The 19,087-nt window shown below is 33.9% G+C and carries 18 protein-coding genes and 1 tRNA gene; all 19 read right to left on the bottom strand.

What is annotated here, in order from left to right; all coding sequences use genetic code 11:
- Positions 1-3: 3 nt before the first annotated feature.
- Positions 4-897 (bottom strand): RibD family protein, encoded by an 894-nt coding sequence (locus AABD74_RS08885; protein ID WP_406845283.1) that lies wholly within the window; start codon positions 895-897, stop codon positions 4-6.
- On the bottom strand, positions 894-2,309 hold the full coding sequence (locus tag AABD74_RS08880) for a lipopolysaccharide biosynthesis protein (protein ID WP_406845282.1): 1,416 nt from the start codon (positions 2,307-2,309) through the stop codon (positions 894-896). Before AABD74_RS08880 ends, AABD74_RS08885 begins: the two co-directional genes overlap by 4 nt.
- Complete coding sequence (locus AABD74_RS08875; RefSeq protein WP_232681643.1) at positions 2,306-3,079, bottom strand: class I SAM-dependent methyltransferase; 774 nt, start codon at positions 3,077-3,079, stop codon at positions 2,306-2,308. Before AABD74_RS08875 ends, AABD74_RS08880 begins: the two co-directional genes overlap by 4 nt.
- A 1-nt stretch (position 3,080) precedes the next feature.
- Positions 3,081-3,776 (bottom strand): class I SAM-dependent methyltransferase, encoded by a 696-nt coding sequence (locus tag AABD74_RS08870; protein WP_232681641.1) that lies wholly within the window; start codon positions 3,774-3,776, stop codon positions 3,081-3,083.
- 9 nt (positions 3,777-3,785) lie between these two features.
- Positions 3,786-4,412 (bottom strand): methyltransferase family protein, encoded by a 627-nt coding sequence (locus tag AABD74_RS08865; protein WP_406845281.1) that lies wholly within the window; start codon positions 4,410-4,412, stop codon positions 3,786-3,788.
- Positions 4,409-5,380, bottom strand: a complete 972-nt coding sequence (locus tag AABD74_RS08860) for a glycosyltransferase (RefSeq protein ID WP_406845280.1) — start codon at positions 5,378-5,380, stop codon at positions 4,409-4,411. The genes AABD74_RS08865 and AABD74_RS08860 overlap by 4 nt, the downstream gene beginning before the upstream one ends.
- Complete coding sequence (locus AABD74_RS08855) at positions 5,377-6,075, bottom strand: CDP-alcohol phosphatidyltransferase family protein (RefSeq protein ID WP_406845279.1); 699 nt, start codon at positions 6,073-6,075, stop codon at positions 5,377-5,379. The genes AABD74_RS08860 and AABD74_RS08855 overlap by 4 nt, the downstream gene beginning before the upstream one ends.
- A 10-nt stretch (positions 6,076-6,085) precedes the next feature.
- Entirely contained in the window at positions 6,086-6,685 is a 600-nt protein-coding gene (gene ribA, locus AABD74_RS08850; protein WP_232681635.1) for a GTP cyclohydrolase II, read from the bottom strand.
- Positions 6,686-7,013: 328 nt separating this feature from the next.
- Positions 7,014-7,087: transfer RNA gene (locus tag AABD74_RS08845), tRNA-Arg, on the bottom strand.
- A 67-nt stretch (positions 7,088-7,154) separates the two neighbouring features.
- Positions 7,155-7,604, bottom strand: a complete 450-nt coding sequence (locus AABD74_RS08840) for a GatB/YqeY domain-containing protein (protein ID WP_232681634.1) — start codon at positions 7,602-7,604, stop codon at positions 7,155-7,157.
- Positions 7,605-7,810: 206 nt separating this feature from the next.
- Entirely contained in the window at positions 7,811-9,790 is a 1,980-nt protein-coding gene (ftsZ, locus tag AABD74_RS08835) for a cell division protein FtsZ (protein ID WP_232681633.1), read from the bottom strand.
- A gap of 93 nt (positions 9,791-9,883) precedes the next feature.
- On the bottom strand, positions 9,884-11,290 hold the full coding sequence (gene ftsA, locus AABD74_RS08830) for a cell division protein FtsA (protein WP_232681632.1): 1,407 nt from the start codon (positions 11,288-11,290) through the stop codon (positions 9,884-9,886).
- Between the two features lie 6 nt (positions 11,291-11,296).
- On the bottom strand, positions 11,297-12,019 hold the full coding sequence (locus AABD74_RS08825; RefSeq protein WP_056204843.1) for a cell division protein FtsQ/DivIB: 723 nt from the start codon (positions 12,017-12,019) through the stop codon (positions 11,297-11,299).
- Positions 12,006-13,355: a UDP-N-acetylmuramate--L-alanine ligase gene (murC, locus tag AABD74_RS08820; RefSeq protein ID WP_406845278.1), complete on the bottom strand. Its 1,350-nt coding sequence runs from the start codon at positions 13,353-13,355 to the stop codon at positions 12,006-12,008. Before murC ends, AABD74_RS08825 begins: the two co-directional genes overlap by 14 nt.
- Positions 13,356-13,483: 128 nt before the next feature.
- Positions 13,484-14,572 carry an undecaprenyldiphospho-muramoylpentapeptide beta-N-acetylglucosaminyltransferase gene (gene murG / locus AABD74_RS08815; protein ID WP_406845277.1) on the bottom strand — a complete coding sequence of 363 codons (1,089 nt, stop codon included), beginning with the start codon at positions 14,570-14,572 and terminating at the stop codon, positions 13,484-13,486.
- A gap of 37 nt (positions 14,573-14,609) precedes the next feature.
- The gene (locus AABD74_RS08810) at positions 14,610-15,929 is read right to left on the bottom strand and encodes an FtsW/RodA/SpoVE family cell cycle protein (protein WP_406845276.1); all 1,320 of its coding nucleotides are present in this window, start codon (positions 15,927-15,929) and stop codon (positions 14,610-14,612) included.
- 178 nt (positions 15,930-16,107) lie between these two features.
- Positions 16,108-16,344: a four helix bundle protein gene (locus AABD74_RS08805; RefSeq protein WP_232681626.1), complete on the bottom strand. Its 237-nt coding sequence runs from the start codon at positions 16,342-16,344 to the stop codon at positions 16,108-16,110.
- Positions 16,345-16,414: 70 nt separating this feature from the next.
- Positions 16,415-17,746, bottom strand: coding sequence for a UDP-N-acetylmuramoyl-L-alanine--D-glutamate ligase (gene murD / locus AABD74_RS08800; protein WP_406845275.1), 1,332 nt, complete (start codon positions 17,744-17,746; stop codon positions 16,415-16,417).
- Positions 17,747-18,979 carry a phospho-N-acetylmuramoyl-pentapeptide-transferase gene (mraY, locus tag AABD74_RS08795; RefSeq protein WP_232681624.1) on the bottom strand — a complete coding sequence of 411 codons (1,233 nt, stop codon included), beginning with the start codon at positions 18,977-18,979 and terminating at the stop codon, positions 17,747-17,749.
- Positions 18,980-19,087 lie beyond the last annotated feature (108 nt).

Below are 19,087 nucleotides of genomic sequence, written 5' to 3'. Positions count from 1 at the left end.
AAATTATAAATTTGAAACTATCATGATAGCATTTCCTATATTATAATACTTTGGATTATTTAAACATATTGCCTCGTTTAAATCTTGAATTTCCTGCAATTCAATTCCATTTTTACCTGAACCAAATAACATTGGAGCAATATGAAATTCTATTCTTGACAGCATTTTATCTTCAATAAATCTTCTAATCGTTAAAGCTCCTCCTTCTACAAGAACAGAATGTACACCATTTTGTTTCAAAACTTCTAATAATGATTTTATAGGTATACACTCCGTTCCATCATTAATATTAACTACCTCTACATCGGGAGGCATATGATTATAGGACAAGTTTTTACAGCTAAAAAGGTATGTTTTGCCCGGTGTTAAATCTTCAAGTTCCAAAGGTGAATTTGCAATTATGGCTTTAATAGGGTTCTTGCCTTTTACATGCCTCACATCCAGCTTCGGTCTATCAATCCTAAATGTATTACCACCAATAAGTATTGCGTCAACCAGTGCTCTTATTCGGTGGTTATGAATTAAGTTTTCCTGATTGCCAATCCATTTGGATTTTCTGGACATGGTCGCAATTTTACCATCAATAGTTTGTGCCACATGAACACAGGTAAAAGGTATTTTAGAATATTTGTTTACTAATATATAGCCCAAATACAGTTTAAAAACTTTTTTTAGCTGTTTTGGAAAAGTCTCACTATATAAAACTTTAAAAAAAGCTTCTTTTTCTTTATCAGGATAAAAACAAATAACTGCCAGATATTCTGACAAAGATGAATCTGTACTTTTTATTACATTATATTCATAAGTAATGCTCAGCGTTTCTGTTGATACATCAATGCTTTGATAGGTTTCTTTTATATTTAATAACAAATCCCAATAGGCAGGCTTAACTTTCATGTTAAATTATTTTTATATGGTTGCCATTGTTTTCTTAATTCTTTTTGATATTTCATCAGAAATATCAAAACAAAAAGACCAAATTGAAAAATAGCTATCGTAGGTGCAAGTGTTGATTTATCCAAAAATAATATCACACTATTTAATAATACAAATAGGCTGACATAAAAATATATCTTTCGACCGGGAAGTATTTTTGCTTGAATAATCTTGTAAAAAACACAAACATTCAACAAATTTGAAATTCCAATCGTCATTAGCGCACCATTAATTTTCAGCAGAGGTATTAAAAAATAAAACAAAATTGCCATCAATACTATTTTACCAGCTGCAAAATAATTAATCTTTTTAATTTTGTTTTCATACATTAAAATCAGTCCTAAAAAACGCAATAAAATTAACGGCAAAAATGCAAGGGCTACTATCGGGAAATATAAACTTATACCATTATATTTTGGATGATTTAAAAACCAATGAATATTTATGCCAAAAGCCGATAAAAAGCTTAATACCATAAGACCGACTAAAAGATAAAAATCCATTTTTTCCTGAATTAACAATTCAAAACCATCCGTTTTTTTAGAAAGTATCGAAAATAATTCCGGTCTTATTGCATTATCCAGACTATTAAACAATATAAAAATAGTACTTGAAATGCTTAACAAAACTGAATAACGCACCAAATCTTCAAGTGTCAAAAACTTCTCTATAAAAAATCTGTCTAATTGATTTTCTAAATTATATAATATCAAAAACGGAATAAATGGTAACGAAAACAGAAGTGCTTCTTTAATAACTGGTTTTGAAAATTCAATTTTAAAAAGCTGCCTGTTATTAAAAATAATCAACAAAAGCATAATCAGGTTAGCACAAAGCGACGAAAACAAAAACCATAAAAACCCTAATTTAAATATTTTTATACATAATAACTGCAAGGTTGGTGTAAGTAAAATATTGACAATAAAATATAAGCTATACTTCTTAGCTTCAAATTTATTCTGCAAATAGAGAAAATAGAAGCCATTTAACATGCTGACAAACAGCGATAACATCATTATAAAAGTATAAGGAAAAAACGAAAAATTGTTTTTAAAAGCTAAATGAAAGAACAGATCGCCGCACAGATACATAACGAGTGTCCAGAAACAAAAAATAATAATCTGAAAATTAAACAAACTCCTAAACAATACCAGCTGTTTAGACATATTATCCGGTTCGAAAAAATAAATATGTCTAAACGCCTGATCTACTTTTAAGTTTAAAATTATAGAAAATACTGCAAAAAAAGCATTGGATATTGACAATATTGCATACTCATTTGTAGTCAGGTATTTTAAAAACACAGGCAATAAAACAAAACTAATAATTGGCGGCAGAATACCTAAAAACGTATATATTAATGTATGCTTCATTCTTGCTTTGCTATTATGATTAATTGATATTTCATTGCTTTTTTAGCATACAATTTATCAAGTAACAATCCCCCTTTAAAAAGCTTTTTAAGCATTGACTTACGCTTTAATAATTTAAAAAACAGAAGCTGCATGTTGATTTTAAATAAAGATTTTTTAGGCATGAAATGTGTTAAATCTTCTATTTCTAGCGTAAATTTATGCGGCATGCCAGAGAAATGAGACAATGCAAATAAAAAGTTTAAATTCCAATCGTCCATAAAAGCCTCACATGCTGCTGTTGTAATTTTACCTTCAAAAAAATCATCAACAATGACTAACTTACCATTCGGCTTTAATCCATTTAATAATGCATTAAAATCTTTATCAAAGTCTAAGGAATGTTTAAGTGATTCAACACAAAAAATTAAATCGTAATTACAAGATTCAGTATTTTCAAAATTGCTGACTTTAAAATCAACATTGTCAAAATGATATTTATTTTTATTGCGATCAGCACTTTCTATTTCTAAATCACTAACACTGATTCCGGTGATTTTAGCAGCATTGTTTTTTGCAAAAAGTAAGCTGCCAAAGCCCACGCCGCAGCCAGCATCTAAGATATGTTTATTTTTTATATCTATTTTCGAAACCAAAAATTCATAAATATCAGTAAACGCTCCCCCAAAGTCTAACCGCTTATGAATTGGATATTCACCTGCGGATTTTAGTTTAGCTTCAATTTGAAAAAGAGCATTATATAATTGCGTTATGTCGGTTGGTGTATTCAAGTTAATTCTTTTTCAATATGAAAATAAATTCATTAGCATATTGTAATGGTGTAAAACTGTTTTGTTTGTTTTTGTAACCATTAAATTTGCCAAAAGTTAAAATCTGTAATATACGCATTATTGGCCATTGATCTGGAATACAACTTACAATTTCAAGCTGTTGCTGCTCAAATAAAGCTTTCCATTGCTGATAATTTTTTGCGTCTTGATGTCCTTTTTTATTAACTGCAAAAAAAAGTTTCTTAGTAAACAGCCAGCGCCAGGAATTAGAATTCCTTACCATAAAACAAATTCTGGAATCAGCAGTTGTAACTCTTTTAATATCTTGTAACACTTTATCTTTATCAAGCATTCGTTCTAAAGATCCCAGACAGGTAACAAAATCAAACATGTTATCAGCAAAAGGCAGGGCTTCGGCATTAGCTTCTACAATTACGGCATCCGGCAGTTTCAATTTTGCTTTTTCTACTGCCACGCTAGAAATATCAACACCGCTGCATTCTGCTTTATAGTCTAATCCTATTTCTAACATTCTGCCCAATCCACAAGCAACATCGAGAAACTTTGCATCAGGTTTAATCTGAAGCAGTTCAGCAAAAATATAATACGCCTCTTTTGGTCGAAGATACATTTCACCTCTTGTTAAATACGTTTTATCAAACCATGTTTTAATAGTTTGCTGCTGATTATCAATCATTTTTTCCATTTAAAATAATAAAAAACGTTTCGTTCTAGTAATATAATCCAAATATTCTTCCTTAAATAATTTCTTCAAAAATTCCTCTTCAATTTTTACTCTAAATTGCATATAAAAGAAATATAATATCAATCCTCCCCAAATTAAAAAGCTTGGAAACAAAATGCCAAATCCGGTAAAAAACAAAAACATACCATCTAATCCCGGATTTCGGGAATAATTAAAAATGCCGCTTACATGCAGTTTAAAACTATTTTGTATTTGTTTATTTTCTTTTCGCATATATAACATAGACCCAAATGTTATCAATCTGCCTGCAATTACACAAAATGTACCGATAATAATCAGCCAATTATTCGTTTCAAAAACCAGCCATTTACTTTCATGGAGATTCGGAAAAAAATATAAAAAAGGCAGTAAAAAGTAAATATTTATAAAAAAGAACGGCACCGCCAAAATCATAATTTTTTTCCACATCGCCCATTTATAGATTTTAGTAATATATTCACTTTCATCAACCTCGTAATTATTATTTTTTTTGAAAAAATTCTGTGTATTTGCTACACTTGGCACATGAAAAAATATCAGCTCAACAAGTAAACTAAGATACCCAAACACAAATGCAAAAATTATCATAGCTCTTCTATTTTACTTAAAAACAATTCAAAATTAGTCTCCCAGCTTTGCATATTTAACCCTTTTACAGATTGTATCAATTGTAAATACATGGCCGGAGAATTTAGAACATCTTTTACAGTATCTGTCATTTCACTCACATTAAAAGAGTTCAAAATTCCCTGAATACCAATAGATTGATATTTTTTAAAATTACCTGTAGGTGTAATTATACAAGGTAAATGTGCACAAAGTGCTTCCATAATCCCCATGCCATAACTTTCATAATCCGAAAAATGCAGCATCAGATCATATTCTAAAAGCAATTCATTTATATGCTCGTGCGGTACAGCATTATTAAAAGTAATATTCACTAATTCACAACGTTCAACTTCACTTACAAGCTCCAAAAAATAAGGTTTTGAAAGTATTTCGCCGAAACAGTCTACCTTGAAATCTAAATATCTCAACTTTTTAACAAGCTCTAAAAGTTTAGTATGCCCCTTACCTTCAATAAAATTAGCCAGATAAACTATTTTCTGTGGTTTTTCTTTAAAGCTATCTTTCGTCTTCCAACCACTATCAATACCGGGTTCAATTAAGCAGCATGTTTTGGCTGCAGGCTGTATGATATTATTTATATAATCTAATGAGCCCATTCCCGTAACTAAAATCATAAATGTCTCACAAATCGACTTCTCAACCTTAATTAAACTATTATTAACCTGCAAACCATTTACAGAAGGCCAAAGATGGATCAAAAAACAAATCTTAAAGCCCTTTAATCTAGTCACATTCAGTTTTTTATCAATCAAAATACCATCAATTATATAGGATACATCATCTCTAAAATCATATCCATTAATATCTGATACAACATCAACTGCTGCCGTACGGCCTTTTGTTATTAAAAATTCGAAAAGTTTCGTATTGTAAACTGTTCCGCCGCTAATCTTTTTACAAATGTCAGATGTTAAAATAATAATCACGCGCTTCCTTTTTTAAAAAAATGTAAAAACGAAATTAAAAACGAAAACAGAACGAACCCGTTACCAATCGCTGCAATATATTTCCCAAATGAAAAATCCACATAAAAAAACAACACCAGACTAACAAAATAACAACCTGCAAAAAAACGGGCATACTTCTGTTTTTCCTCTGCAAAAACTTTTCTATCCCATACTGTCGTAATAATTTTATAAAAATACCGCATACCTCCCGCAACTAAAACCCATCGCATTTCTGGATGCTCTAATCCAATCAACAACGAGAACATCAAACAGAAAAAAGCATCAGCTTCCATATCAAGCATCCCTCCAAAATGCGTAATCTGATCAAGCCGTCTCGCCAAAAAACCATCAAGACCATCCAGCATTACAAAAGCAGTACCCAAAACAGCTATATTGAAACGATCATTCATAATAAATGGTGCCGTAAAAAGCAGCATCAGCCTAAATAATGTCACAACATTAGGCACACCGCCCCAGTATTTCTTTTCTGTAAATCCAGACCAGTTTTTAGTCAGAAAGATCGAAAAAACCAAAGCACCAGCGATAGGAGAAAAACATACGATCCCATTGACCACGTCAATAAACAACCCAATCAAAATAAAAACCGAGTGATAAAACAACCAGTCGACCGTAAATCCTTTTCTTTTCATAAAATCAAATACATATACGTTCAAAATACCATTATTAAACAGTATCCAAATTCAGAAAATGCTTGAAAAAATCTTTTTTTGTACGCAGGTAACTTTCACTTTCTTTTGTTGATTTTATCTCAATGGGAATACAATCTACCAATACCACATTGGAATCTTCAAAGGCCTTCATTTTTTCAGGATTATTTGTCAAAAGCACGATAGATTTCACACCCAAATCTTCCAAAATAGCTATAGCCTCATCAAAAGAGCGTCCATCTGCTGACAATCCAAGTGCCAGATTAGCCTCTACAGTATCCTTACCTTCCTCCTGAAGTTTATATGCTTTAAGCTTATTAATAATTCCAATATTGCGTCCTTCCTGACGCAAATAAATCAAAATACCACCATTGCTGCTAAAATAATCCATAGCAACATGCAGCTGTTTACCACATTCACATTTTAAAGAATGGAAAATATCTCCGGTCAAACATTCTGAGTGTAAACGAACTGCAACCGGTTTATTAAAATCAGTCTTTTCATGCACTAAAACAATATGCGGCATCCAATCATCTGCATCCTCAGAATACGCCATAATCTTAAAAATTCCCCAATCAGTAGGCAGCTGCGCCTCAACTTGATTCTTTAAAGTCATAAGCCAACGATTAATTTTTTATTTAAAATAAACCAAAAAGGTTTAGATAACGAAAGTATATAACTCAATAAAACAATCTACTTTGCTTTTACCCTACCTAAATTTAAAAAAAATACTTTTACATAGTCCAAAATTCTAAGATAGATGCGTTTACGGATCAAAACGTTCGGCGGCAATCAGGTCAGCTTTGTTCCTTCGAAGAGTAGTTAAGCAATAAAATGCTATTGAAAACAACAAATAAAAAAATACTGTTACCCCAAAAATGCATAATGGCGTGAACATTACACACTATTTGTGTAATGTTCACGCCATGTGAATCTTGAGTTAGTGACCGCGGAGGGGTTCGAACCCCCAACCCTCAGAGCCGAAATCTGATATTCTATCCAGTTGAACTACGCGGTCAGTGATTTATGATTTCAGAGTGTAGATTTTAGATTGCTAATTGAAATCTACACTCTAAAATTATGTTTTAAACTAAAAGTTTCTTTACAATTGCTGAGATTGTTTTTCCTTCAGCAGTTCCGCCTAATTGAGCAGAAGCTAATCCCATAACTTTTCCCATTGAAGCAATTCCTGAAGCTCCAGTTTCAGCAATAATTTTTGCGATTACTGCTTCTACTTCTTCTTCACTTAACTGCGCTGGTAAAAACTTCTCGATTACTGCAACCTGAGCCAATTCTGGTTCAGCTAAGTCAGGACGGTTTTGTTCTGTAAAGATTCTTGCGCTTTCTTTACGTGTTTTAACTAATCTCTGAAGTAATTTAATTTCTTCGTCTTCGTTTAAATCTTCTTTAGATCCAGAAGCTGTTGAAGCCAATAATAATTCAGATTTAACCGCTCTTAATGCTTCTAATGCTACTGTATCTTTTGCTTTCATGGCCGTTTTTATCTCGTCCATTATTTTTGTTTGTAAACTCATCTTTTATTTTTTATTTGAATAAGCAAAAGCTTATAAAATTGATATTTATATGAAAGTTTGTTCTCGACTTCGCTCGAACTGACAACAGAATTAACTTTAAAAGTTAAGTTAAGAAGTCAAATTTCTAAATTCTGTGCGAAGATAAAAAAAATAACCCGAAAATTAAATCCAATTTTCGGGTTATCCTAATATTATGATTGTAAAAATTAATCTACGTTGTCGTGCAAAAATGAATTGTTTGAACGCAATTGCAAATCGTTGTTACTATCTGTTCCAACCGAAATTCTTGAATTTGTATTGTTAGATTGAGAATTCGATAAATCGATTCCTAATCTTTTGTAAGCAGGCTCTTTTTCCAACTCATCGATTCTTGAAACGTTATTGTGAAATTTATAATTAAATTCTTTTAGTTTCTTTCTTCTTTCTTCAGCTCTTAAACGTAAAGTTTCCTCAATTGTCAATTCCATCGGAGAAACTTCTGAAGTTGTTGCAAAATCAGGCTGACTTGCAAAATCAACTCTTGGTTTTAAAGTAATGTTCAATTCCTCTGGAACTGTATCTTCGATCACTTTTTCAACTGGTTTAGAAGCAGTCAATTCGTTTTCAACTTCCATATATTCTTCTAAAGAATATTTGATAATTCCGTTATCAGAAAGTTCCGTTACCGGTACAAATGAAACTGGATCATTTACTTTAATGTTACGAGTTTCGTTTGTTAGCTCAAACATGATTTTATTTTCCTGCTCTGCAGCCGGTTCTCTTTTAACTTCTGGCTCAGACTTGAAAAGCGGTAAATCAAATGAAAAAGTTGTTTGTTCTTCTCTTTCAAACGATCTTTGCTGTACAGGTTTTACTTCCTGAACAACTGCTGCCGGAGTAGAAATTTTAAAATCAATATCAGTAATTGGCGAAACAATTTCAAAAGTTACGTCAAGGTTTTTAATAAACTCAGACATTACTACCAATTCTTCCTGATTAATTGTTGGCGTCGTTATCGGCGCAGCCGGAGTTTGAATTACGGGAGCAACCGTATCTTCCATTAAATCAAAAACTACTTTTTCTTCTGATTTAGCACTAGGCGTCTCTGCATTTAAATCAAAAGAAGTAAGAGGTTTGTTCGTTAAATTATGAACACTTCTCTGCTCATCTTCTAACGTGTGAATGATTTTTTTAGGTTCCGTATTAACAATCTCGTTTTGTTGTTCAACATCAAAACCAGTCGCAATAATAGTTACAGCAATAGCCTCACCAAGAGTTTCGTCTTCACCAACTCCCATGATAATATTAGCGTTGTAACCCGCTTCTGCCTGAATGTGATCGTTGATTTCTCCGATTTCGTCAAGCGTTATTTCGTTAGATCCAGAAACGATAAGCAACAATACGTTTTTGGCTCCTGTAATTTTATTGTCATTTAATAATGGAGAATCTAATGCTGATACAATCGCATCTTTTGCTCTGTTTTCTCCTTCTGCCACAGCAGATCCCATAATAGCCGTTCCGCTGTTTGCCAAAACTGTTTTAGCATCGCGTAAATCGATATTTTGAGTATAGTGGTGCGTAATTACTTCGGCAATACCTCTGGAGGCTGTTGCCAAAACTTCATCTGCTTTTGAGAATCCTGCTTTGAAACCAAGATTTCCGTAAACTTCTCTTAATTTATTGTTGTTTATTACAATTAAAGAGTCAACTTGTTTACGTAATTTTTCGATTCCTAAAAGTGCCTGCTCCTGACGTACTTTCCCTTCAAACTGAAACGGAATTGTCACGATACCAACCGTAAGGATTTCTCTTTCTTTTGCTAATTGTGCGATAACTGGTGCAGCACCTGTTCCGGTTCCTCCACCCATACCTGCAGTAATAAATACCATTTTAGTACCGCGGTCTAACATTTTTTCAATGTCGGCGATACTCTCAATAGCAGACTGCTGCCCTACGTCAGGATTTGCTCCTGCTCCAAGACCTTCTGTTAAATTTACTCCTAACTGAATTTTGTTAGGTACTGAACTGTTCTGTAGTGCTTGTGAATCGGTATTACAAACTATAAAATCCACACCTTTAATACCTTGTTTAAACATGTGGTTGATAGCGTTACTACCACCTCCACCTACACCTATTACTTTGATTACATTTGATTGATTTTTCGGTAAATCAAATGAAATACTTCCAAATTCTGAGTTGCTCATCATCTTTTTGGTTTTTTGAAATTCTTATTTAGTACATTTTTTACTTCTTGACTTGGGGCAAAAAGTAATCCTTTTCTCTTTTTATTCGGCTTATATTTACTCAGCGTTGTCTAAAAAATCTTTGATTTTATCGACATATCTATCAAAAAATGATCTTCTAATTTTTGTTTCTGTAGATTCTGCTGCAACCTTGTTTGTTTTCATTTCCCTTGGTTCTTCAATAGTTTCTACTTTCTCAACGTAGTTTTCTTCGACTTCGTATCGCTGCACCGGCGGAGGAACATTTCTATAAACAACTTTTGGCTGTTCATTTACTACTTCCATTCTAATCGCGCTTTGTGTGCTGTTTTCGATGCTGTTCATTACTAATCCAACTGCTGTCGCAAATAACGGACTTGAAATTTCTTCGCTTGAGTTTCCAGCTAAATGCTCATTTGGATATCCAATTCTGGTATCCATTCCGGTAATATATTCAACTAATTGTTTAATATGTTTTAATTGAGCACCACCACCTGTAAGAACGATTCCAGCAATTAATTTTTTGCGGGGATCTTCGTGTCCGTAAGCTTTGATTTCTGCAAAAACCTGCTCTACGATTTCCACAACGCGGGCATGAATAATTTTAGATAGGTTTTTAAGCGAAATTTCTTTTGGCTCTCTTCCTCTTAAACCAGGAATAGAAACAATTTCGTTATCTTTATTTTCTCCCGGCCATGCTGATCCGAATTTTATTTTTAAAAGCTCTGCTTGTTTTTCGATAATCGAACAGCCTTCTTTAATATCATCTGTAATTACATTTCCTCCAAAAGGAATTACAGCTGTGTGACGAATAATTCCGTCTTTAAAAATGGCTAAATCTGTTGTTCCGCCCCCAATATCGATAAGCGCAACCCCAGCTTCTTTTTCTTCCTGACTTAAAACGGCATCTGCCGAAGCTAATGGTTCTAATGTCAATCCTGATAATTCGATTCCTGAACTCTGAATACATCTTCCAACGTTTCTGATTGAAGAAGCCTGGCCTACTACAACATGAAAACTAGATTCTAATCTTCCGCCGTACATTCCGATTGGTTCTTTTATTTCAGACTGTCCGTCGATTTTAAATTCCTGCGGCAGAACATGAATAATTTCTTCTCCCGGTAACATCGCCAGTTTATTTACCTGATCGATTAAAAGCTGAATATCTTTTTCGCCAATTACTTCTTCCGGATTGTTACGGCTGATGTAATCTGTATGCTGAATACTTCTAATGTGCTGCCCGGCGATACCTACAACAACATCTTTTATTTTATACCCTGAATTATTTTCTGCTTCAAGTATTGCTTGCTGAATCGATTGAATAGTCTGTGTAATGTTGTTTACAACACCACGGGCAACACCTAAACTTTTGGATTTCCCAATACCCAAAATTTCAAGTTTGCCATACTCGTTCTTCTTGCCTATCATGGCAACTATCTTTGTCGTTCCAATATCTAGACCTACTGCAATGTTATCTTTTTCCATTTTCTATTATTTTGTGCAAACTACTTGTTCCGTAAACCTAAGGTCAATCTTACTATATTTATATAACGAACTATCTAAAACTGCTTTTTGAAAAAACGCTTTATAGTTTCTAAATTTTTTATCAACATTCATTGTACGACCAAAATCTATGAAGTAATCATAGTTTCGGTTAAACATTTTTAGGCTGCCATTAGGCATAATTTGTATCGCAATGATGTTTTTTTTCAAAAACGCATCGTCGTAAATTGTGCGAAATAAAGCAGCTAAATCTTCGTTATTTTTTTCATTTATTGCCCCTGAAACAAGAGGAACTCGCGCCGTAAAATTATCTGACAAGGGCATTTTATTTCCCTCATAGTCAATATAAAAAGAGCGATCACCATCATAAACTCGCGCTATTGGTGTCTTCTGTTTTACTACCGCTTTTAGAACGCCGTCGATACTTACAAAAACATCTGACTTCTCAATCATGTCTTGCGTATCAAGGTTTTTTTCTATCTTATTCAAATCTACTTCATCTTTTCTAATACTGGAAGCGTCCCTTTTATTTTCTATCAACAATTTATTAACCGTTTCCGGTTTTACAAAAAGCGTATTTTCTCCTACAAAAACGACCATAGATTTCTTCAGTTTTCTATCTCCGTTTCGATGCTGCGCGAAAGAATATAAAAAAAGAACAAGCCCTAAAATGAGTACTAATCGAATATTTGTCCAATTAAATATTTTCATTTAGCATTTTTTTGATTGACGGTACCATTTCACCAATATCACCAGCTCCTATTGTTACAATTATCGGCGCATCACTGGCTTTAATCTGCGCTAATAAATCTTCTTTTGCAACAATTTTTTTGTTCGAATTGGTCATTTTCTCCAACAGCCATGGCGATGTAATCCCTTCCATCGGTAATTCGCGTGCCGGATAAATATCCATTAAAAACACTTCATCAAACTGAGATAAACTTTCGGCAAATCCGTCGGCAAAATCCCTTGTTCTGCTGAACAAATGCGGCTGGAAAACCGCCAAAACTTTACGTCCCGGATATAACTCCCTAACTGCTTGATGAACAGCATTTATTTCTGTTGGATGATGTGCATAATCATCTATGTAAACTAATTTCTCAGATTTAATCTGATACGAAAAACGTCTTCTTATTCCGTTAAATGAGGCAATAGCTTTTGCGATGGCATCGGTCGGGGTGCCATACGTTTTCGCCATCGCAATAGCCATTAGCCCATTCATAAGATTGTGTTTTCCAGGCAGTCCAAAACGAAGGTCTTTCATAATTTCTGATGGCGTCTGCACATCAAAAACATAACTTCCATCTTCAATTCGAACATTGTATGCTTTGTATACAGCATCTTCATTTATAGCACATTGAACACCTTCAAGAGGCAATTCTTTGGTTATAAATAATTTGCTTTTATCATCAACTTTAGAAGCAAACTCAACAAACGAAGCTTCAATAGCATCGCTTGTTCCGTAAATATCCAAATGGTCTGCATCCATTGAGGTTACGCAGGCAATATTTGGATGTAAGTGCAGGAACGAACGATCAAATTCGTCAGCCTCTACAACAGTTACGGTTTTTCCTGTTCCAATTAAATTAGAATTATAATTCTCTACTATTCCGCCCACAAATGCTGTAACATCTGCACCGCTTTCATATAGAATATGTCCTAAAATACTTGACGTTGTTGTTTTACCGTGTGTTCCGGCAACTGCAAAACTAAAAGTGTCTTTGGTGATAATCCCTAAAACCTCGGCACGCTTTTTAATTTCGTAATTTCTTTCGATAAAATAATTCCATTCTGAATGTGTTTTTGGAACTGCCGGCGTAAAAATTACCAGTGTATTCTCAACAAAATAATCAGTCGGAATCAAATTAATATTGTCTTCAAAATGAATATTAATACCACTTTCAATTAATTCACTTGTCAGCATTGACGGTGTTTTATCGTAACCTGAAACTTGTTTCCCGATATATTTAAAATAACGGGCCAATGCACTCATTCCGATTCCTCCGATGCCAATAAAATAAACGTTTTGTATTTGATTTAAATTCATTTTTTATTTGCTTTTTTTTGCTTTAAGCAATACGCTTTAAGCTTTAGGCCTTTCTAACTTTGCCTTTATTATTTGATTCTTTTTGCTTTAAGCAGCAAGTATAAAGCTTACAGCCTATAGCTTACTGCTTAACGAATTAACTTAACAATTTCAGCCACAATATCTTGTGTTGCTTTTGGTTTTGCTAATCTTTTGATGTTTGCGCTCAGTTGTTTTTGTTTCCCATCATCTTTCAGCAGCGCTTCAAAAACAATGCTAAACTCGCTGTCTAATTCAGTTTCTTTCAACAAAATTGCGCCTTTAGCCTCTACAATGGCCTGTGCATTTTTTGTTTGATGATCTTCGGCTACATTTGGAGACGGAATAAAAATTACCGGTTTCCCCACTATACATAATTCTGAAACTGATGATGCTCCTGCTCTTGAAATAATTACATCTGCAGCAGCGTAAACAAAATCCATTCTTTCAATAAAATCAACCACTCTTACATTTTGCTGATTGTATTTTTTATAATCTTCAAAATATAATTTTCCGCACTGCCAGATTATCTGAACATCCTGCGAAAGAAAATTTGACAATTCTTTCTCAATTAACTGATTGATTCTTCTTGCCCCTAAACTTCCGCCCAGAACCAGCAATGTTTTTTTATTTGGGTCTAAGCCATAAAAAGCAATTGCTTCATCGCGTTTATCATCAATATCAATTAAATCCTGGCGAACCGGATTTCCTGTTAAAACAATTTTATCTTTTGGAAAAAATCGCTCTAAATTTTCATAGGCCACACAAATTGCGTTTGCTTTTTTGCTTAGCAGTTTGTTTGTAATTCCCGGAAAAGAATTCTGTTCCTGAATTACAGTTGGAATTCCCGCCGATCCTGCCGCCTGTAATAATGGACCACTGGCAAAACCTCCGGTTCCAATCACTACATTTGGTTTAAATTTTCTAATAATTTTTCGTGATTCTAATAAACTTGCTGCCAATTTTAAAGGAAACAACATATTCTGCAAGGTTAATTTTCGCTGTAAACCAGCAATCCAAAGACCTTTTATTTCATATCCTGCCTGAGGCACTTTCTGCATTTCCATTTTATCTTTGGCTCCTACAAAAAGAAATTCAGCATCGGGAAATTGTAATTTTAATTCATTTGCAATCGCAATTGCAGGATAAATATGCCCTCCTGTTCCGCCTCCGCTTAGTATGAATTTATACTTTGTCATATCTCGTAATAGTTATCGTTAAACTATTTATCCTTTATTATTTGTTTAAAACTGCATTCATCGGATTTCTTGAATTATCCTGAATTGAATACATAGCTTCATCTTCATAAATCTCTTCCTTTTCATCAACCGGCAGATCTTCTTCGGCCAATTCTTTATCTATTAATCTTTGAAGCGCTTCTTTTCTTCTTTCTTTTTCTTCCTGTTCTTCGGCGATTTCTTCATCCTTCTTGGTTACGCTAATGATGATTCCAAGTGAGAAACAAGTCATCCAGATAGAACTTCCTCCTGAACTTATCAGCGGAAGTGTCTGCCCTGTTACCGGCAGTAATTCAACTGCCACAGCCATATTAATCATCGCCTGAAATATCATCGGGAATCCGAGTCCGACGACGACTAATTTTCCGAATAAGGTATTGGCTTTATGCGATGCGATTACAAATCTGAACAATAACAATAAATAGAGAACTAATATTGAAACTCCGCCTACTAATCCATATTCTTCTACTACAATAGCATAAATAAAATCGGAAGATGATTGTGGCAAAAAGTTCTTCTGAACACTTTTTCCAGGTCCTAATCCGCCTAACCTTCCGGATGCAATTGCAATTTTTGCTTTTTCAATTTGATAATCATCTTCATCCGGTTTATCTGTGGTGAAGTTCATTATACGACTTTCCCAAGTTGATACCCTGCTGAAGAATCTTGATTCCGGAAATGCTTTTGCTACCAAAAGGAAAAAGGCTAACATCGCAATTCCTGACCCAATGATAAAAGCAATATATTTTAATGGATATTTACCAATAAATGTGAGCATCATTACCATTGCAAAAATCAACGCTGTGGTCGAAAAGTTGGCTGGTAATATCAATGCCAAAGTGATAAACACCGGAACCCAAAGCTGAACAAATGAGGTTTGAAACGGCTCGTTTTCTTCTTTGGTTTTCGACAAATAACGGGCTACGTAAATAAACAATACGCTTGCCGCTAATGTTGATGTTTGAAACGTAATTCCAATGAACGGCACCTGAATCCAACGACTTGCATTTGCTCCTGCAATTACAGTTCCCTTCAACAAGGTGTATAATAATAATAACCAAACTACCGGAAGTGCAATTTTAGAAATTGCTCTAAAATAATGATATGGTACTTTGTGAACCCAATAAATAATCAAGAAACCGATGCAAACGTGTGCCAAATGTTTTACCAGATAACCTAATGTATTTCCGGTTCCATGACCGATATACGCCAGATTACTACTCGCACTAAAAACAGGCATAAAAGAAAACAACGCCAATAGAGCCACGAATGACCATATTACCCTATCTCCTTTTAGTTTGTTAACTAGCTCCTTCATCTTAATTTTAGATTTCTGATTTTAGATTTTAGATTATTTCTAAAACCTTCGGTTTTTATTTATTTATTCTTCTGTTTACCGTTTTTAAACTACTGACAAAAATTGCAGTTAGTTCATTTCCTTCTTTCAAAATCATTTCTAATTGATTTATCGCTCCATTTTTTTTCTTTTATAATTTCTAACCAAATAGAGTTTCATCAGATTCTTCCAAAACTATATTCATTTTCGAAATAAACTCTTTATCACTTCTCGCTCTGCAAACTGCTCGATAATTTGCTCCAACAGATGTACCACTTCTCACAATTTGATTTGCAATTACTTTTACAATATATGTACCAGGTAATTTTTCTGCTAAATCAATTACACTCAAAGAGAACTTTTTTGTTCTCAACTTCATTTCATCCGTCGTCATCATCAAAAAGAACTTAAATATTTGCAATCTATATTTCAAAAGTTCAGACCAATCTAAAATCTAAAATCTAAAATTATAAATTGTGAACCGCTTGCTTGAATTGTTTTCCACGATCTTCGTAGTTTTCGAATAAATCAAAACTTGCGCAGGCTGGAGACAATAAAACGGCGTCGCCTTTTTCTGTTAATTTTTGGGCTGTTTTTACAGCGTCGTTCATGTTGTTCACTTCAACCATAATATCAACAACATCACCAAAAGCATTAATAATTTTATGGTTATCAACTCCTAGACATATAATAGCTTTTACCTTTTCACGAACCAATGGCATTAATTCGTTGTAATCGTTTCCTTTATCAACCCCGCCCACAATCCAAACGGTTGGAACATTCATACTGTCTAATGCAAAGAAAGTAGCGTTTACGTTTGTTGCTTTTGAATCGTTGATGTATTGTACATTCTGGATTTTTAATACTTTTTCCAAACGGTGTTCAACACCTTGAAAATTAGATAAACTTTCACGAATCGTTGCATTTCTAATTTGCATCAATTTTGCTACAGAGCTTGCTGCCATTGCGTTTTTCATATTATGTTTTCCTTCTAACGCAATGTATTCTGTTTCCATTGTAAACTCTTCTTGGTTGATCTTTATTTCCATTTTGTTGTTATTTATAGAAGCTCCTTCATCAAATGATTTCGTCAATGAAAAAGGAATTAATTTTGCTTTTGTTTTATTATTCTTTAACCATTCTGTGCTTGCCTCATCATCTCCATCATAAATGAGATAATCACTTTCGGTTTGGTTCATCGTTATTCGGAACTTTGAATTGATATAATTTTGATATTTATATTCGTATCGATCTAAATGGTCCGGGCTGATGTTCGTTATTATGGCAATATCCGGTCTGTAATCTATAATCCCGTCTAACTGAAAACTGCTTAATTCAAGAACGTATGCGTCGAATTTATTTTCGGCTACCTGCCAGGCAAAACTCTTTCCTATATTTCCTCCCAAGCCTACATTGAGTCCGGCCGATTTAAGCAAATGATACGTCAGCATTGTGGTAGTTGTTTTACCATTACTTCCGGTAATTCCAATTGTCATTGCTTCCGTATAAGGAGCGGCAAATTCGATTTCCGAAATCACTTTAACTCCTTTTTCAATCAACTTTTTAACTATTGGAGATTTCTCTGGAATTCCCGGACTTTTCATTACCAAATCAGCATTCAGAATTAACTCTTCAGTATGCTGTTCTTCTTCCCAGGCAATTTTATTAATGATAAGAACTTCTTTATAGCTTTCTTTTATCTTTCCAAAATCGGATACAAAAACATCGTATCCCTGCTTTTTACCTAGGATCGCGGTTCCAACACCGCTTTCTCCTCCGCCCAATACCACTAATCTCATCTATCTTAATTTTAATGTAACAATTGATAAAATGGCTAACATTACGGCAACAATCCAAAAACGGGTCACAATTTTACTTTCGTGATATCCTTTTTTCTGGTAATGATGATGCAGCGGTGACATCAGGAAAACTCTTCGGCCTTCGCCAAAACGTTTCTTCGTATATTTAAAATAAGTTACCTGAATAATTACCGAAGCACTTTCGGCAAGGAAAATTCCGCAGAATAAAACAATCAATATTTCTTTACGAACTGCAATGGCTAAAACAGCAATGATTCCTCCAATGGTCAAACTTCCTGTATCTCCCATAAATACGGATGCCGGAAATGAATTATACCAAAGAAATCCAATTAAAGCTCCAACAAAAGCAGATATAAAAACGGTCATTTCTCCCGAATTGGGGATATACATTATATTGAGATAGTTTGAGAAAATAATATTTCCTGAAACGAATGTAAATATTCCAAGTGCGAGTACCGAGACTGCGGAGGTTCCGGCCGCGAGACCATCGATTCCATCTGTTAAATTAGCTCCGTTTGAAACTGCAGTGATAATAAAAATTACGACTGGAATAAATACTAACCAAGCCCATTTTTCATATCCTTCTCCCATAAATGACAACACTTCGGCATAATCAAATTCGTTATTTTTTACGAAAGGAATTGTAGTTGCTGTCGATTTTTCTTCAATTGGAGCAGGCAAAACTACCGTTGTACTTAAATTTGTTTTAAATGCATCTGTTCTTACCGTATCTGTTCTTACTGTAACAGCTGGATTAAAATAAAGAACTGCTCCAACAATTATCCCAAGACCAACCTGACCAATTACTTTAAAAATTCCTTTTAGTCCTTGTTTGTCTTTTTTGAATATTTTGATATAATCATCCACAAAACCAATAGTTCCCATCCATAACGTAGTTACAATAAGCAGCACGATATAAATATTGTGCAGTCTTGCAAATAAGAAAACCGGAATTAATGTGGCAAAAATGATTATTAATCCTCCCATTGTTGGTGTACCAGCTTTTTCGTTTTGACCTGCAAGACCAAGTTCACGAACTGTTTCCCCAACTTGCTGGCGACGCAAAAAGTTAATCACCCTTTTACCATAAATAGTTGACAAAAGCAATGAAAGCATAAATGCCAATGCCGATCTAAATGTGATATACTGGAATACTCCTGTTCCAGGTAAATCTAATGTTTTGTCAAAATATTCAAATAAATAGTATAGCATATTTTTCTATTTTTTAAATTCCAATTTTGAATTAAATTCCAATCCCGAAGCCTCGGGGTAAACCCCAAATTCCAACGTTATATTGGATTTTGAATTTGGAATTTTTAT

Origin of the sequence: Flavobacterium soyae (assembly GCF_045348165.1) — a bacterium.
In the GTDB taxonomy this organism is placed as follows: domain Bacteria; phylum Bacteroidota; class Bacteroidia; order Flavobacteriales; family Flavobacteriaceae; genus Flavobacterium; species Flavobacterium soyae.
The sequence above is the reverse complement of the archived record's forward strand: the minus strand, read 5'-3'. Positions and strand labels throughout refer to the sequence as shown.

Coding starts and splice junctions, on each gene's coding strand:
- AABD74_RS08885 (WP_406845283.1), bottom strand. CDS start 897: ATGAAAGTTAAGCCTGCCTATTGGGATTTGTTATTAAATATAAAAGAA.
- AABD74_RS08880 (WP_406845282.1), bottom strand. CDS start 2,309: ATGAAGCATACATTAATATATACGTTTTTAGGTATTCTGCCGCCAATT.
- AABD74_RS08870 (WP_232681641.1), bottom strand. CDS start 3,776: ATGATTGATAATCAGCAGCAAACTATTAAAACATGGTTTGATAAAACG.
- AABD74_RS08865 (WP_406845281.1), bottom strand. CDS start 4,412: ATGATAATTTTTGCATTTGTGTTTGGGTATCTTAGTTTACTTGTTGAG.
- ribA (WP_232681635.1), bottom strand. CDS start 6,685: ATGACTTTAAAGAATCAAGTTGAGGCGCAGCTGCCTACTGATTGGGGA.
- AABD74_RS08840 (WP_232681634.1), bottom strand. CDS start 7,604: ATGAGTTTACAAACAAAAATAATGGACGAGATAAAAACGGCCATGAAA.
- ftsZ (WP_232681633.1), bottom strand. CDS start 9,790: ATGATGAGCAACTCAGAATTTGGAAGTATTTCATTTGATTTACCGAAA.
- ftsA (WP_232681632.1), bottom strand. CDS start 11,290: ATGGAAAAAGATAACATTGCAGTAGGTCTAGATATTGGAACGACAAAG.
- AABD74_RS08825 (WP_056204843.1), bottom strand. CDS start 12,019: ATGAAAATATTTAATTGGACAAATATTCGATTAGTACTCATTTTAGGG.
- murC (WP_406845278.1), bottom strand. CDS start 13,355: ATGAATTTAAATCAAATACAAAACGTTTATTTTATTGGCATCGGAGGA.
- murG (WP_406845277.1), bottom strand. CDS start 14,572: ATGACAAAGTATAAATTCATACTAAGCGGAGGCGGAACAGGAGGGCAT.
- AABD74_RS08810 (WP_406845276.1), bottom strand. CDS start 15,929: ATGAAGGAGCTAGTTAACAAACTAAAAGGAGATAGGGTAATATGGTCA.
- AABD74_RS08805 (WP_232681626.1), bottom strand. CDS start 16,344: ATGATGACGACGGATGAAATGAAGTTGAGAACAAAAAAGTTCTCTTTG.
- murD (WP_406845275.1), bottom strand. CDS start 17,746: ATGAGATTAGTGGTATTGGGCGGAGGAGAAAGCGGTGTTGGAACCGCG.
- mraY (WP_232681624.1), bottom strand. CDS start 18,979: ATGCTATACTATTTATTTGAATATTTTGACAAAACATTAGATTTACCT.